The organism is Streptomyces sp. MS19 (assembly GCF_047200595.1).
Taxonomy (GTDB): Bacteria; Actinomycetota; Actinomycetes; order Streptomycetales; family Streptomycetaceae; genus Streptomyces.
Window position 1 is genome coordinate 1 of sequence record NZ_JBJZOH010000051.1, and the last position, 14,561, is coordinate 14,561.

The window sequence follows — 14,561 nt, forward strand, 5'->3', positions numbered from 1 at the left end:
CCCCCTCCCCCCCCCTCCGGGGTGTGCCGTGCCCAGCCCAGTGCAGCCCAGCCCAGTGCAGCCCAGTCCCGTGCAGCCCAGCCCAGCCGCGACCGGCGGCCGGGCCCGGCCAGGCGTCGGCAGGCACCGGCGGATGCCCGGACCCCCGTTCCGGCTCGTGCCCGTCCGCCCCTTCACCCGTCCCGCGCCGGGCCCGGCCGCCCGGCCACGCGCGGGGGGCCGGGCTACAGGCCGAACTCCGTCGGGTTCAGGCCCAGCGCGCCGCACGCCTCCCGGATCACCTGGGCCTCGGCCTGCGCGAAGTAGCCGTCGGCGCCCGCGACGACCATGCCCGTCTGGACGACCGCCCGCGCCTCGGCCGGCTTCTTCGCGACCTTGGCGATCTCCTGCATGGCCTCCGCCTTCCCGGTGACGAAGCTGCGCACGAGGTGGTCCACGTGCTTGTTGAACCGCTGGCGCAGCTGGTCGGCCGGGAAGTTCTGGAGCACGTCGTTGTTCAGGATCATCTGCTCCACGTTCTGCCGCTCGGCGGGATCGACCGACCCGTCCGCCGCCGCGACCAGCGCGCACATCGCCATGCTGGCGTCACGGTAGCCGCCGCTCTTCAGCTCGGTCTTCATCGAGCTGAGCTGGGACTTCAGCGCGCCGATGATCGCGGACTTCGTGCCGCCCTGGCCGCCGCCGTGCCCCCCGTGCCCTCCGCCGTGGCCCGCGCCCCGGTTCCCGCCCAGGCCCGGCAGACCGCCCGACCGGCCGCCCGTCGCGCCCTTGATCTTGTCCCACATCGCCATCGTCCCGTTACCTCCCGTATCCGGTGTCCTCGCCCCGTCAACGGTCACGGACCGCAGTCAGTTCCGCCGCAGTGTCACTCGATGGGGTGAGCTTGTGGCCCTCTCCGGCGGATTACGGTCACCGTCCGTGAACGGGGGCGTCGCCGGGCTGCCGAACACGCGGCGATGCCGCAGGCTGGACGCATGGCACCGCTCGCACGCATCGTCGTCCAGCCGCCCGCCCCCGGTGGCCGCCGCGTCCGCGCGGGCGGCGAGGATCTCGGTCTCGCGCGCTCCCCGGCCGAACTGATCGAATTCCTCCGCAGGGCCGGGCTCGACCCCGACGAGATACGGCTCGACGACCCCACCCTGATCGAATGGCGCGGCGGCGGCCCCGACACCTGGCCCCTGACCGGCTGACCCGGCCCCGGCGGCGGTCGCCGTCCGGCCGTCACACCGGCCGCCTCGCGGTCCTCGGTCGCCTCGGGGCTGGGGGCTCGGCGGCGAGGGCGCCCAGCACGAACGGCGCGTCGCGCAGCCGCGTTCCGAGCAGGACGGGCGTGTCCCCGTCGCGGCACTCGATCGCCACGCCTTTGCGCCCGCCGGAGAGACGCACCAGGTCGTCGGGATCGCCGTGCGCGAACTCCCTGACGCCCACCGCCGTCAGCGTCGGCGGGAGCAGCAGCTCGCGCAGGGCGGGATCGGGCGTGTGGCCCGTCGCCAGGTGGCCCATCCCGTCGACGGCGCCGGGGACATCCCCGTGGACGCGCACTCGCAGCAGCATGTCGCGGCGCGGCACCTCGGGTACGACGGTGGCCACGGCGCGCGCACGCCGCCGCTGCCGCCACCAGGTGAACGCGCAGGCGGCGCCGGTCACCGGCGGCGCGGCCAGGCCCATGACCAGGTACGCCTCGCCCAGAGAGCCGGCCGCTTCCGTGCAGACGACGCCGACGCCCCCCCATCGTCCACGCGGTGGCCTTGGCCGCGGTCACCTGCCACGGGTGCGCGCGCGTGCCCGGCCGGCGGCGCCGGCCGGTCCACCACGCGAACCACAGCAGGCAGCCCCCGAGCGGGAGCGCCGCGAGCGCGCCGCCGAGTGCCGCCGGCCAGTCGCGGCTCGGCAGCCCGGCGACCTCCTGGTAGGCGTTGTCGGCGTCGCGCAGGGCGCGGATCTCGCCCCGCCAGTAGAACAGCGCCACCCGCCGGCCGCGTTCGGCCGCTTCCCATACCGGTCCCGGACCCGGCATCCGCACGTCGGCCGGGACGTCCGTCCGCAGGTCCACGACGGTCAGCCAGTACCCGCCGTCCCGTTCCTCCCGCAGGACGACGCTGCCGACCGCCGCGCCGACGCATGTGTCGAGCCACAGGGTGGGCGCGCAGTCGGGAGCGTCGGGCCACTGCCGTTCCGAGTCCAGGTCGCCGGGGACCAGCGTGGGCAGCCATCCGGCGGCCAGGAGGCACAGCAGCCCGCCGGCGAACGACGACCACACGGTCCAGCGCCGGCGGCGCGCTGCCCGGTCCTTCCGCCCCTGCCGTCCAGCCATGCCGCTGCCCCGCTTCCCCCGGATCCCGTGCTTCACATTCTGTCCGCCTTTTCTCCACGGGACCAGCCCCCCTGTCCGCCGCTGGACCGGATCCAGCGGACGCCTGGCGGGATGTCGCGCCCCTTGTGTGGAGGGGAGCGGCGGAACGGGCGGTGACCGATGAGTTCCGTCCGTCCGCCGGGTCCGCACCTCCGACACGCGCCACCACGAGCCACCACGAGCGACGAGGGAACAGGCAGGACATCCGATGAGTGAACCCAGGGGCGGGCCCGCGATCGAGACCGCAGGGCTGGTCAAGACGTTCGGCGAGAAGCGCGCCGTGGACGGCATCGACCTCACCGTGCCCTCCGGCATGGTCTACGGCGTGCTGGGTCCGAACGGCGCGGGCAAGACCACGTTCGTCCGCATGCTCGCCACCCTCGCGCGCCCCGACGGGGGTGAGGCGCGCGTCTTCGGGCACGACGTGGTGCGGGAGGCGGACGCCGTGCGCTCGCGCGTCAGCCTCACCGGGCAGTACGCGTCCGTGGACGAGGACCTGACCGGCCGGGAGAACCTCGTCCTCCTCGCCCGGCTGCTCGGCCACCGCAAGCCGGAGGCCGCGAGCCGCGCCGACCGGCTGCTCGACGCGTTCGGCCTCGGCGAGGCGGCCGGGAAGCAGGCGAAGGCGTACTCGGGCGGCATGCGGCGGCGGCTCGACATCGCCGCGAGCATCCTCAACACGCCCGACCTCCTCTTCCTCGACGAGCCGACGACCGGCCTCGACCCGCGCAGCCGCAACCAGGTGTGGGACATCGTCCGCACCGTCGTCGGGCTCGGCACGACCGTGCTGCTCACCACGCAGTACCTGGACGAGGCCGACCGGCTCGCGGGCCGTATCGCCGTCATCGACCGGGGCCGGGTGATAGCCGAGGGGACGCCGGGGGAGCTGAAGGCGTCGGTCGGCGCGGGCTCGGTCCACGTCAGGCTGCGGGACGCGGCGCGGCGCGACGAGGCGCGTGACCTGCTGGCCGCCGTGCTGGACGCGCAGGTGCAGGAGGCGCAGGACGCGGTGGGGCTGACCGCGCGCGTGAGGGCGGACGGCGGCACCGGGCCCGCCGAGCTGGCGGCGCGCGCCCTCGCCGAACTCGCCGGGCGCGGCATCACGGTGGACGACTTCGCCCTCGGCCAGCCCACCCTGGACGAGGTCTTCCTCGCCCTCACCGACGACGAGCAGCGGCAGGAGGCCGTCATATGAGCATCACAGAAAGCACGGCGGGCGTGGCGGGGACGGCGGTCGCGAAGGGCGCCGACGACGGCGAGCGGGACACGTACACCCCCAGCCGCGACAGCCTGGCGGCGCTGCTCGCCACCGAGCGCCCGCCCCGGCCGAGCGCGCTGTCCGCCTCGCTCGCCTTCGGCTGGCGGGCGATGCTGAAGATCAAGCACGTGCCGGAACAGCTGTTCGACGTCACGGTCTTCCCGATCATGATGACGTTGATGTTCACCTACCTCTTCGGCGGCGCCCTGGCGGGCTCGACCAGCGAGTACCTCCAGTACCTGCTGCCGGGGATCATGGTGATGAGCGTCGTCATGACGACGATGTACACCGGCGTCGCCGTCAAGACCGACATCGACAAGGGCGTCTTCGACCGCTTCAGGACACTGCCCGTGTGGCGCCCGGCCGCCATGGTCGGCTACCTGCTCGGCGACGTCTTCCGCTACGCGACGGCGTCCGTCGTCATCCTGCTCGTCGGCCTCGCCCTCGGCTACCGGCCGGACGGCGGCGTCGTCGGCACGGCGGCGGCGATCGTCCTGCTGGTCGGCTTCTCGTTCGCGTTCTCGTGGGTGTGGACGATGTTCGGCCTGCTGCTGCGCTCGGAGAAGTCGGTGATGGGCGTGAGCATGATGGTGCTGATGCCGCTGACGTTCCTCAGCAACATTCTGGTCGAGCCGGAGACCATGCCCGGCTGGCTGGAGGCGTGCGTGGACGTCAGCCCCGTGACGCGGCTGGTCGCGGCGGTGCGCGGGCTGATGGACGGGCAGGCCGACGCCGGGGAGACCGGCTGGGTGCTCGTCGCGGGCGCGGCGCTGATCGCGGTCTTCGGAACCGTCACCATGCGGCTCTACAACCGGAAGTGAGCCGTGCCCTCCGGGGGGCGGTACGCGCACAGCAGGCCGGTCGTCACCGACTCGCCCAGGTGCGCGGCCAGTTCGGGGTGGTGCGGGGCGAGGCGCCGGAGGCTGTCGCGGATGCGTGCCGTGACGGTCTTCCGCGCCCGTTCCGCCTCGTCGCCGAGCAGCCTGGCCCGGCCGCCGAGACCGGCGGCGGCGCGCAGCTCGGCGAGGAGCGCGGCCCGTTCCCCCTCCAGCGCGGCGGTACGGGCCCGGTCGCCCGCCGCGCGGTCGAGTTCCGTGTCCAGCGCGTCGAGGCGCCGCCGGTAACGGGCGCGGCCCTCGTCGTCCAGCACCGGGTCGGCGCCCAGCGGCGCGCGGTCGGCCGACGCGGGGTCGAGGAGCCGGAGGGCGGGGATGTCGGTGCCGGGGTTCGCGAGGAGTTCGCGCAGGTCGCGCAGCCCCTTCGCGTCGGGCACGCGGACGGTGCGGCCCGCGTACCGCAGCGTCCACACCTGCCCGTCGAAGCGGAACTCGGCCTCGGGCGCGGCCGGTCCGGGGCCCCGGTCACCGGCGAGCCGCGGCATGCCCAGCTCGGCCGCCTCCCCCGCCACCTCGGCGCGCAGCGCGGCGGCCGCCTCCGCGTCGCCCGGCGCCCCGCGCGCCGCCAGGGCCGCCGCGAGCCCGGCCCGAGCCTCGGCCGCCGCCGGGCGGGCGCCCATGGCGTCGGCGGCGCGGGCGGCGTCCGTGAAGCCGGCGATCGCCGTGTCCCAGCGCTCCTCGGCCGCGTCGAGCCGCGCCGACCACAGCGTCACCGGGCCGCTGAGGTCGAAGCCGTAGAGCCCGACGGCCCAGGTGCCGAGCAGGGGGGCGAGCGCCGCACGGGCGCGGGCGCAGCGCAGGGGATCACGTGTCGCGGCGGCGACCGCGGCCTGGAGGCGCAGCCGCAGCGCCTGGGTGTGGCGTGAGTGGTTGCCGTGCGCCTCGGCGGCGTCGGACAGCCGTACGGCGGTGCGTATGTCGCCGCGGGCGGCGGCCGTGATGCCCTCCAGCAGGTCGGGGCAGGGGTGCGGCCAGTCGCGACCGGCGGCGGCGTGCAGCGCGTCCAGTTCGTCGTACGCGCCGCGCGCCAGCAGCAGGGACCAGTGCAGGTGCTCCACGTAGCCGCGCATGTAGTCGGACTCCTGGCTGCCCGTGCTGCCGGTGAAGGATCCGCCTTCCAGCACGCGGCGGCGGAGCTTCTCGGCGTCGTCGAAACGGCCCTGGAAGAGGGCGACGGCGCACTCGTCCACGTCCGCGCCCAGCACGAACCGGGGCACGTTCCGCCGCCGCGCGACGCGCGCGAAGTCGGCGAGCTGGGCGGTGTACGCCGGGTCGCCGGTCTCCAGCAGGGCGACCCAGCGCAGGGACATGCCGAAGTGTTCGAGGTCCAGGTCGTCCGTGCGGCGGGCGACGGCGGTCATCTCCTCGGTGATCGCCACCCGTTCGGCCGCCGTGCCGGGGCCCCAGATGGTGTCGTGGCGGGCGCGCAGGCTGAAGCCGAGCGCCTCGTCGTTCCCGCCGCGCCTGGCCAGCACGGCGACGCGGACGCTCAGGTCGCGGGCGAGCCGCTGGAGCGTCGCACGGTCCTCCGGCGGCACGGGCGGCTGGTCGCGGCCGAGGAGCCGGTGCGCCTCCACGAGCAGTTCGGCGCGCAGCGCGGCGCGCTCGGCGCCGCGGTGGCCGTGGCCGGCGGACCACTCGATCGACAGGGCGATGCGCGCCATGAGGTCGGGGTCGGCCAGTTCGCGGGCGACGGCGGCGAGTTCGCTCAGGACGCGCCAGACCTCCGCGCCGTCGCCGCCGTTCATGTCCAGCTCGACGGCCAGTTCGAGCCCGGTGAGCAGCCGGTCACGCGGACCGACGGCCGCGGCGGTGGCGTACGCGCGGCGCCGGTGGCCGACGGCCTCGTCGTACGCGAGACGGCCCGCGGCCTCCTCGGCCGCCGCCAGCAGCAGGCCGAGGGCGCGGGCGGGCGCGATCTCGGTTCCCGCGAGGTGCGCGTGGCGGGCGAGGTCTGCGGGCGGCATGCGGTCGGCGAGGTCGGGGATGTCGTGCACGGCGTGGACGACGGACGCGTGGGCGCGGCGGCGCACCGGCTCGTCCAGCGACTCGTACAGGGTCTCGCGCACGAGGTCGTGCGCGAAGAGGAACACCCCGGCGCGCCCCTCCGCCGTCCCGCCGGGCGCCGTGACCAGTCGCGCCGCCACCGCCGCGGCGAGCAGCCTGTCCACCTCCGCCACGGGCAGCCCGGCCGCCCCGGCGAGCACCTGCCGGTGGAAGCCGCGCCCGAGCACGGCGGCCGTCTCCAGCAGCGCCGCGACGTCCGGCGGCAGCAGCGCGAGGCGCCGCCGCACGGTGTCCCGTACCCCCGGCGGTACGGCAGTGACCGGGCCGCCGCTGTGCCACAGCCGGGCGGCCTGCTCGACGAAGAACGGGTTGCCGCCCGTGCGCCGGTGCACCTCGGCGGCGGCGTCGGGGTCGGGCGGACGCCCGGCGGTCCGTTCGATCAGCGCGGCCACCTCGCCCGGCGCGAGCCCGCCGAGAGGGACGGCCGTGGCGCGGGCGAGCAGCGGCAGCACCAGGTCGCGGGCGGGGTGCCCGGGGGCCTCCACCTCGGCGTCGCGGTAGATGCCGACGAGCAGCAGCGGTTCGAGGGCGGTGTGCCGTACGGCGAAGGCGAGGAGCCGGAGGGAGGCGGAGTCGGCCCAGTGCAGGTCGTCCAGGACGACCATCAGGGGGCGGGTGTGCGAGGCGTCGACCAGGGCGGTCGTCACCGCGTCGTACAGCTCGAAGGACTCGCCCGCCGGGCGTGACGCGTCCCCGCCGCCGCCCGCGCCGCCCGCGAGCAGCGCCGCGACCGCCGGCGGCCAGGGTGCCGCCCCGGTGCCCGCCCGGCGCAGCGCGCGCAGCACCTGGACCCACGGCCAGTAGCCCGGCGCGTTGTCGGAGTCCCAGCAGAAGCCGCCCAGCACGAGCATCCCGCGCGACCTGGCGTCGTCCGCCGCCCCCGCGACGAGCGCCGTCTTCCCGATGCCGGGCTCCCCCGTGACGAGTACCAGGCCGCCGCGGCCCGCGGCGGCCCGGCCGATCCGGTCGCGCAGCACCCCCGCGGCGTGGTCCCGGCCGATCAAGTGATCGAACACGTGTTCCTTCCCTTGCGCCATCCGCTGTACGAGGATGGCACAATGCACGACTCTCCCTCCCAGACCTCCCCCCGCGCGATCGCGGACGCCTACGTGGAAACCCTCGCCGACCTGGACCCCGTGGTCGGCACCCAGCTGGGCATCAGGCCCGGCGTCGCCGAGCTGCCCGACGTCTCCCCGGACGGCCTCGCCGCCCTGGCCGGCGCGCAGCGCGCCACGCTGGCCCGCCTCGACACGGTGGACACCGACGGCCTGCCCGACGTCGAACGCCGTGCCGCCCGGCTGCTGCGCGAGCGCCTCACCGCGCGCCTCGCGATCGACGAGTCCCGCGAGAACCTCCGGAACGTCTCCAACCTCTTCTCCCCGGTCCAGCACTTCCGGTCCGTCTTCCTGCTGATGCCCACCGCCACCGACGACGACTGGGCCGTCATCGCCCGGCGGCTGCGCAACGTCCCCGGCGCCCTCGCCGGATACACCGCCTCCCTCGACGCGGGCCTCGCCCGTGGCCTCACCGCCGCGCCCCGGCAGGTCGAGACCGTCGTCGCCCAGCTGGACGACTGGCTCGCCGCCGACTGGTACCGCGACTTCACCACCGCCGGCCCCGACGCGCTGCGCGCCGACCTCGACGCGGGCGCCGCCGCCGCGACCGACGCGCTGGTGCGGCTGCGCGCGTACCTGCGGGACACGTACCTGCCGAGGACCGCCGGTACGCCGGACGCGGTGGGGCGTGAGCGTTACCTCACCGGCGCACGGCTGTGGACGGGCGCCGATCTCGACCTGGAGGACGCGTACGCGTTCGGCTGGGAGGAGTTCCACCGGCTGAGCGCGGAGATGCGCGCGGTGGCGCGCGAGATCCTGCCGGGCGCCGGGGTGCCCGAGGCGCTGGAACACCTGGAGCGCCACGGCGAGGCCGTGGAGGGGGTGGAGGAGATCCGCCGCTGGCTCCAGGCACTGATGGACGAGGCCATCGACGCGCTCGACGGCACGCACATGGACCTCGCCCCGCCGATCCGGCGCGTCGAGGCGATGATCGCCCCGCCCGGCAGCGCCGCCGCGCCGTACTACACGCGCCCGTCGCTCGACTTCTCCCGGCCGGGCCGCACCTGGCTGCCGACGCAGGGCGCGACGCGCTTCCCCGTCTGGCACCTGGTGTCCACCTGGTACCACGAGGGCGTCCCCGGCCACCACCTCCAGCTCGCGCAGTGGGTGCACGTCCAGGACCGGCTGTCGCGGTTCCAGGCGAGCGTCGGCGGCGTCAGCGCGGCCACCGAGGGGTGGGCGCTGTACGCGGAACGGCTGATGGACGAGCTGGGCTTCCTCACCGACCCGGCGCGCCGCATGGGCTACCTGTCGGGGCAGATGCTGCGCGCGGTCCGCGTGATCATCGACATCGGCATGCACCTGGGGCTGCGCGTCCCGGCGGGGGAGGAGTACCACCCGGGCGAGGTGTGGACGCCTGAGCTGGCCGCCGGGTTCTTCGCGCGGCACACCGGGCACGATGCCGGGTACACGACGTCCGAGCTGACCCGCTACCTCGGCATGCCGGGGCAGGCGATCAGCTACAAGCTGGGCGAGCGCGCGTGGGTCGCCGGGCGTGAGGCGGCGCGCAAGGGCGCGGGCGACGCGTTCGACCTCAAGTCGTGGCACATGGCGGCGCTGTCGCTGGGGTCGCTGGGCCTGGACGACCTGGCCGACGAGCTGGCGCGGCTGCGCTGAGGCACGGCCGCCCGCCTCCCTGTCCCGGAGGCGGGCGGCCGCACGGCTCAGACGTCCCGGACCGTGATCCCGTCGAGCAGCCGGCGGGTCGCCTCCGCGACGGCGGTGACGGCCTCGTCGAACGCCGCCGCGTTGCGCGCCGCCGGCTGACGGTAGCCGGACACCTTGCGCACGTACTGGAGGGCCGCCGCCCGGATGTCCTCATCGGTCACACCGGGCGTCGCGGGCGGGCGGAGCGTCTTGATGCTGCGGCACATGACGACCAGTCTGCGCCCTTGTCGGCACCGGGCGGGAATGCGCGTGCTTCATTGTGACCAATTCACTACGGTCGCACGCATGGACGAATCCGCGTCGGCCGTGCACCGGGAACTGAACCGCAGGAACTGGGAGGGCCGCGTCCCCATCCACGCCGCCAGCGCGTTCTACGACCTGCCGGGCTTCCGCGCCGGTGGCTCGACGCTGCGGCCGTTCGAGATCGAGGAGGTCGGCGACGTCACGGGGCTGCGGCTGCTGCACCTCCAGTGCCACATGGGGCAGGACACGCTGTCCTGGGCCAGGCGCGGCGCCGAGGTGACGGGGCTCGACTTCTCCGCGTCCGCCGTCGACACCGCCCGTGCCCTCGCCCGCGACACAGGGCTCGAAAGCCGCGCCCGCTTCGTCGCCGCCGACGTGTACGACGCCGCCGACGTGCTGGCGGGCGAGCGCTTCGACGTGGTCTACACCGGGATCGGCGCGCTGGTCTGGCTGCCCGACATCACGCGCTGGGCCGAGGTCGTCGCCGGACTGCTGGCGGACGGCGGGCGGCTCTACCTCGCCGAGTTCCACCCGCTGATGGAGACGCTGGACGACGACGGGCGCACGGTCGCGCGCGACTACTTCGACCGGACGCCGCAGCGGTACGACTACCCGCACACGTACACGGACGGGCCGCCGCTGCGCGAGACGGAGCACGTCGAGTGGCACCACCCGCTCGGCACCGTCGTCAGCGCACTAGCGGCGGCCGGGCTGAGCGTCGAGTTCCTGCACGAGCACGGCTTCACGCTCTTCCAGGCGTACCCGGTGCTGGAGCGCGACGAGGCGGCGGGCGTCCACCGCTTCCCGGCCGGGCACCCCGGCGTGCCGCTGATGTACTCGTTGGCCGCGCGGCGAACGTCCGTTCCCGTTCCCCGCTGACGACGGGGCGATGGCGCGCGGACCTGCCCAGGCCGTACGGTCGCTGGGTACGGGTCGCCGCGCGACGCCGGAGCGCGGGGCCCCACGGGGAAGACACGGGGATCAACGGGATAGGCGCCGGTCCCGCGCCGCACGGGCGGGAGGCCACGCCGAGCATGCGAGAAGGGGACCCACCGGTATGACCACCGAACTGACCGTCCTGAGCCGCCCCCTGGCTCTCAAGCAGTGTCCCGACTGCGGTGCGACCTGCCCGGACGAGCGGCGGCAGTGCCTGGCCTGCGGGCACAAGTTCTGAGGGACGCGGCAGACGCGGACGCCTGCCGCCCGACGCGGGTCGGCGCGGCCTCGCGATTGAACAGAATGTTCACCTCCATCCGTTGACTTCGCCGTGTTGTCTCCGGCATGGTGGGCGGTATGACCGAGCACGCCGCGCAGCCCGCCGACCCGTTCACCCCGCCCGACCCGGCCGCCGCCCGCGAACACCGGGCCTTCGCCGCGCTGTTCCGCATCGCGGAGCGGCACGCCGTGACGCCCGAGCAGCGCGCGCGGCAGACCCACCCGTACGTGCTGGCGCCGCACGAGGCGGTGCGCCTCGTCTCGTTCCTGCTGAGCGGCGCCGCGCTCCTCGACGACGGCGAACCGGAGGTGGACCGGGCCGACATCACCGCCGCCCTCAGCCTGGTGACGCGGGCCCGCGCCGAGATGGACGAGCTGGAGGCCGGTCTGCTGTCGATGGCGCGGGGACGCGGCCTGACCTGGCAGGAGATCGCCTTCGGCCTCGGCCTCGGCACCCCCCAGGCGGCCCGCCAGCGCTACACCCGCCTCTCCGGCCGCGTCCCCGAGGACACGGACGGGGGCCCGGACGCCGTCACACCGTGAGCGTCACGCCGGTCGCGCGGCCGACAAGCCTGTCCGCGAGGTGACCGTGTGGCGTGCGATCGGTCAGGAGCAGTCGAACCAGTGGCTGGTGGGGCGGGTGGGGCAGGTGCGGCACTCGAATATGTAGACGCCTCCGACATCGCCCAGCATCATCCCGGTGCCCGTGCTCGCCTCCTCGCTCGCCCTCTGCCGCCCGTCCACCTCCCTCCGGTCCTCCACCGGAAGCCACGTGCGGATGGACTCGCCGTCGTACTCCCGGCTCGCCACGGTGAGCAGATGGTCCATCCGCCGGCCGCAGTCCGGGCAGTCCGGCCAGACCGGGTCCTGCGTCCACCCCGGGTAGCCGCCCAGCTTGATGCCGGGCGCGTCGGCCAGGTGGTAGTGGAACAGGAAGCCGCTGGACCGCTCCATCGCCTCCATACGGTCGCGCAGCACGTCCCGGAGGTTTTTCGGTATGTCCCAGCTCGGGTACTCCGTCACCCGTTCGGGATGGACGACGCACGGATGGGGCACGTGGTCCTCCAGCGCGTCGGCGGGCGGCGGAGGCGCTTCCCGCACCGCCGTGACGGCCGCCGAGTCCCGCCAGCGGACCAGCGGCAGCGGACAGCACCACGCACCGTGCTCGAAGGGACACCACAGGACCTGCAACAGGTCACAGCCCGGCGGGAACGGTATGCCCGGCGCGTCCTCCCGCCGGACTTGGACGACCGGCACGAACGGCGTCCCCGGCTCGTGGACTCCGCGTTCGGGCTCGCCGTCGCACACCGGCCACGGCTCCTCCACCGGCCACAGCAGCGGCCCCCCGACCGAACTCTCCTGGCACGACGGGCTCCCCGGGCGCGGGTGGAGCCGCACGGCCTCCCGGCGCAGTGAGCCCAGCTCGGGCAGGTGCTCCTCCACGGCCACCGGCCGGGGCGGCGTGCGACGGACCATGACGCTCTCCCTCTCGATCACTCTCCGTGACGACGAGGGAAACTGTAGCCGGGGGGTCTGACAACGCGTCCCGGTACCCGTGCCGTCAGGACGGGAGCGCCGCCAGCAGGGCGGCGGCGGAGGTGGAGCCCGGCGGGCGGCCCTCGCGGGCCAGGACGTTCGTCGCGTGCCGCAGCGCCTCGTTCACCGGCGCGGGGACGCCGTGGTGGCGGCCGAGGAGGACGATCTCGCCGTTCAGGTAGTCCACCTCCACCGAGCCCGTGCCGCGCCGCAGGCTCTGCCACGTGGAGCCGCCGCCGCGTTCCGCGCCGGGCACCTCGCGGATGTCCACGCGGTCGCCGCGCTGCGCCGCCTGCTCCTCCTCGCTCGCGAACGGGATGCCCGCCGCCGCCAGGACGGCCTCGCCCTCCGCCCGTGCCCTGCGCAGGAGTTCCCTCGCCTCCGGCTCGTCCGTGCCGCAGACGGCCTGCACGGCGTTGGCCAGGTTCGACAGCAGCTTGGCGTACTTCCAGCGCAGCACGTCGGGCACCACGGGGGCCAGGAACTTCGCCGACTCCAGGTCTGCGGCGATGGCGCGCGCGGTGTCGTCCGTCCTGCCGTCCTGCGGGTAGCGGCCGATGTGCAGCATGCCGGTCAGCGGGGCGCCGCCCGCGGAGACGACGCCGGGTTCGAGGTACTGGGCGGGCAGCCACACGCAGACGCCGTACACGCGGCTGAAGCGGCGCAGCGCCATCTCCTCGTTGGCCACACCGTTCTGCACGCACAGCAGTGGCAGATGGGCGGCGGCCGGGGCCCAGGCGTCGAGGGCGGCGACGGTGTCCTGCGTCTTCACGCAGAGCAGCAGCACGTCGTCCGGCCGGAGTTCGACGTCGTCGGGGCCGGTCGCGACCGGGACCCGCAGCGTCAGGTCCTCGTCCGGGGTCCGCAGCCGCAGGCCCCGCTCGCGCAGGGCCGCGGCGTGCTGCCCGCGTGCCACGAGGACGACGTCGTGTCCGGCCTGGTGCAGCCGGCCGCCGATGGCTCCGCCGACCGCGCCGGCGCCGATGATGATGTAGCGCATGGACGCCATTCAAACACCAGACCGGCGCCGGTGGACGGGCGTCACCAGTAGACGATGACCTTGTCGCCCTCGTTCACCTCGTCGAAGAGCGCCGCGATGGCGCCCTCGTCGCGGACGTTGACGCAGCCGTGGGACGCGCCGTTGTAGCCGTTCGCCGCGAAGTCCTGCGAGTAGTGCACCGCCTGGCCGCCGTCGAAGAACATCGCGTACGGCATCGGGGAGTCGTACAGCGTCGAGTGGTGGTTCCGCGACTTCCAGTAGACCTCGAACTCGCCCTCGCGCGTGGGCGTCTGCTCGGCGCCGAAGCGCACGTCCACCGCCATCCGCACCTCGCCGTCGATCACCCACGACAGCGTGCTGCTGGTCTTGGAGATGCACAGCACGCGGCCGGTCAGGCAGCGCTCGTCCAGCGCGGCGGGCTCCACCTCGGGGATCTCCACCGGCGGGTACATGTCCTCCTGGCCCGGCGTCTGCGTCTCGGCGGTCAGCGCCGCCCAGGTGTCCTCGAAGACGGTGCCGGTCGCCTCAAGACCCGCTGCCTGCTGGTACGAACGGACCGCCGCCGCCGTGACGTCGCCGTAGTAGCCGGTCGGGTTCTCGTCGAAGTGGTCCAGCTGCTTGAGGCGCGCCTGGAGTTCGCGGACCTGCTCGGAGTTGTCCCCGTAACCGAGGACCTGCTGCGGCGGGAACAGGTCACGCTCGGTGGGCGCGCTGGTCGCGCCGGTCAGGGCGGCCCACGTGCTCTCGAAGACGGTGCCGGACACCTCCATGCCCGCCGCCCGCTGGTACTCGGAGACGGCGCCGAGCGTGACGTCCCCGTAGTAGCCGGTGGGCTGCGCCGCGAAGTGGCCCAGCTGCGCGAGGCGCGCCTGCAACTCCCTGACCTGGTCCGTCTCGTCGCCGAAGTCCATGACGACCGGCTCGGCCGGGGTCTCCTCCTCGGTGGGCTCCGCCGAGGGGGACTCGTCCCCGTCGCCCTCGTCCGCCTCACCGGCGGGGGACTCGTCGGCCGGCGCCGAGGAGGCCGGGCCGTCCGCCTCCGTACCGTTCGCGTCCGAGGCGCACCCGCTGAGCAGCAGGGCGGCGAGGGCCGCGCCGACGGCCGCCGGGACGGCGGCGCGGCGGCGGAAGCGGCCGTGGGAGAGCGCGGAGCGCATGGTGGAGTCCCCCCTGGGAATACCGGGCAAGATCGACAGTGGTGGTGAAGCGG

General features: G+C 74.8%; 13 protein-coding genes. 6 read left to right on the forward strand and 7 right to left on the reverse strand.

The window, feature by feature from the left end; translation table 11 throughout:
* Positions 1-224: 224 nt before the first annotated feature.
* Positions 225-791, reverse strand: a complete 567-nt coding sequence (locus ACL02R_RS27610) for a tellurite resistance TerB family protein (protein ID WP_412799684.1) — start codon at positions 789-791, stop codon at positions 225-227.
* A 183-nt stretch (positions 792-974) separates the two neighbouring features.
* Here ACL02R_RS27610 and ACL02R_RS27615 point away from each other — a divergent pair, with 183 nt between their 5' ends.
* Complete coding sequence (locus ACL02R_RS27615; protein WP_412799685.1) at positions 975-1,190, forward strand: hypothetical protein; 216 nt, start codon at positions 975-977, stop codon at positions 1,188-1,190.
* A 31-nt stretch (positions 1,191-1,221) separates the two neighbouring features.
* On the opposite strand, the gene ACL02R_RS27620 is transcribed toward ACL02R_RS27615, so the two are convergent.
* Positions 1,222-1,668 carry a hypothetical protein gene (locus ACL02R_RS27620; RefSeq protein ID WP_412799686.1) on the reverse strand — a complete coding sequence of 149 codons (447 nt, stop codon included), beginning with the start codon at positions 1,666-1,668 and terminating at the stop codon, positions 1,222-1,224.
* Positions 1,669-2,561: 893 nt separating this feature from the next.
* On the opposite strand from ACL02R_RS27620, the gene ACL02R_RS27625 reads away from it, so the two are divergent.
* Entirely contained in the window at positions 2,562-3,548 is a 987-nt protein-coding gene (locus tag ACL02R_RS27625; RefSeq protein ID WP_412799687.1) for an ATP-binding cassette domain-containing protein, read from the forward strand.
* Positions 3,545-4,432, forward strand: a complete 888-nt coding sequence (locus ACL02R_RS27630) for an ABC transporter permease (RefSeq protein WP_412799688.1) — start codon at positions 3,545-3,547, stop codon at positions 4,430-4,432. The genes ACL02R_RS27625 and ACL02R_RS27630 overlap by 4 nt, the downstream gene beginning before the upstream one ends.
* Here ACL02R_RS27630 and ACL02R_RS27635 read toward each other — a convergent pair.
* Positions 4,417-7,590, reverse strand: coding sequence for an ATP-binding protein (locus ACL02R_RS27635; RefSeq protein ID WP_412799689.1), 3,174 nt, complete (start codon positions 7,588-7,590; stop codon positions 4,417-4,419). The genes ACL02R_RS27630 and ACL02R_RS27635 overlap by 16 nt on opposite strands.
* Positions 7,591-7,632: 42 nt before the next feature.
* Here ACL02R_RS27635 and ACL02R_RS27640 point away from each other — a divergent pair, with 42 nt between their 5' ends.
* Positions 7,633-9,306, forward strand: coding sequence for a DUF885 domain-containing protein (locus ACL02R_RS27640; RefSeq protein ID WP_412799690.1), 1,674 nt, complete (start codon positions 7,633-7,635; stop codon positions 9,304-9,306).
* 47 nt (positions 9,307-9,353) lie between these two features.
* On the opposite strand, the gene ACL02R_RS27645 is transcribed toward ACL02R_RS27640, so the two are convergent.
* Positions 9,354-9,563: a DUF2277 domain-containing protein gene (locus ACL02R_RS27645; protein WP_412799691.1), complete on the reverse strand. Its 210-nt coding sequence runs from the start codon at positions 9,561-9,563 to the stop codon at positions 9,354-9,356.
* 79 nt (positions 9,564-9,642) lie between these two features.
* Between ACL02R_RS27645 and ACL02R_RS27650 the strand changes: the two genes are divergently transcribed.
* Positions 9,643-10,479, forward strand: a complete 837-nt coding sequence (locus ACL02R_RS27650; protein WP_412799692.1) for a class I SAM-dependent methyltransferase — start codon at positions 9,643-9,645, stop codon at positions 10,477-10,479.
* A gap of 414 nt (positions 10,480-10,893) precedes the next feature.
* Complete coding sequence (locus tag ACL02R_RS27655; RefSeq protein ID WP_412799693.1) at positions 10,894-11,358, forward strand: DNA-binding protein; 465 nt, start codon at positions 10,894-10,896, stop codon at positions 11,356-11,358.
* Between the two features lie 63 nt (positions 11,359-11,421).
* Here the strand turns inward: ACL02R_RS27655 and ACL02R_RS27660 are convergent, their stop codons facing one another.
* The 3 genes from ACL02R_RS27660 to ACL02R_RS27670 form a co-directional block, all read right to left on the reverse strand.
* Positions 11,422-12,291, reverse strand: coding sequence for a DUF1963 domain-containing protein (locus ACL02R_RS27660; protein WP_412799694.1), 870 nt, complete (start codon positions 12,289-12,291; stop codon positions 11,422-11,424).
* Between the two features lie 85 nt (positions 12,292-12,376).
* Complete coding sequence (locus ACL02R_RS27665) at positions 12,377-13,351, reverse strand: ketopantoate reductase family protein (RefSeq protein ID WP_412799695.1); 975 nt, start codon at positions 13,349-13,351, stop codon at positions 12,377-12,379.
* A gap of 41 nt (positions 13,352-13,392) precedes the next feature.
* Entirely contained in the window at positions 13,393-14,508 is a 1,116-nt protein-coding gene (locus ACL02R_RS27670; protein ID WP_412799696.1) for a L,D-transpeptidase family protein, read from the reverse strand.
* Positions 14,509-14,561: the final 53 nt, after the last annotated feature.

Bases quoted from the DNA above. Each gene is read 5' to 3' on its own strand.
- ACL02R_RS27610 (WP_412799684.1), bottom strand. From the start codon at position 791: ATGGCGATGTGGGACAAGATCAAGGGCGCGACGGGCGGCCGGTCGGGC.
- ACL02R_RS27615 (WP_412799685.1), top strand. From the start codon at position 975: ATGGCACCGCTCGCACGCATCGTCGTCCAGCCGCCCGCCCCCGGTGGC.
- ACL02R_RS27620 (WP_412799686.1), bottom strand. From the start codon at position 1,668: ATGGGCCTGGCCGCGCCGCCGGTGACCGGCGCCGCCTGCGCGTTCACC.
- ACL02R_RS27625 (WP_412799687.1), top strand. From the start codon at position 2,562: ATGAGTGAACCCAGGGGCGGGCCCGCGATCGAGACCGCAGGGCTGGTC.
- ACL02R_RS27630 (WP_412799688.1), top strand. From the start codon at position 3,545: ATGAGCATCACAGAAAGCACGGCGGGCGTGGCGGGGACGGCGGTCGCG.
- ACL02R_RS27640 (WP_412799690.1), top strand. From the start codon at position 7,633: ATGCACGACTCTCCCTCCCAGACCTCCCCCCGCGCGATCGCGGACGCC.
- ACL02R_RS27645 (WP_412799691.1), bottom strand. From the start codon at position 9,563: ATGTGCCGCAGCATCAAGACGCTCCGCCCGCCCGCGACGCCCGGTGTG.
- ACL02R_RS27650 (WP_412799692.1), top strand. From the start codon at position 9,643: ATGGACGAATCCGCGTCGGCCGTGCACCGGGAACTGAACCGCAGGAAC.
- ACL02R_RS27655 (WP_412799693.1), top strand. From the start codon at position 10,894: ATGACCGAGCACGCCGCGCAGCCCGCCGACCCGTTCACCCCGCCCGAC.
- ACL02R_RS27660 (WP_412799694.1), bottom strand. From the start codon at position 12,291: ATGGTCCGTCGCACGCCGCCCCGGCCGGTGGCCGTGGAGGAGCACCTG.
- ACL02R_RS27665 (WP_412799695.1), bottom strand. From the start codon at position 13,351: ATGCGCTACATCATCATCGGCGCCGGCGCGGTCGGCGGAGCCATCGGC.
- ACL02R_RS27670 (WP_412799696.1), bottom strand. From the start codon at position 14,508: ATGCGCTCCGCGCTCTCCCACGGCCGCTTCCGCCGCCGCGCCGCCGTC.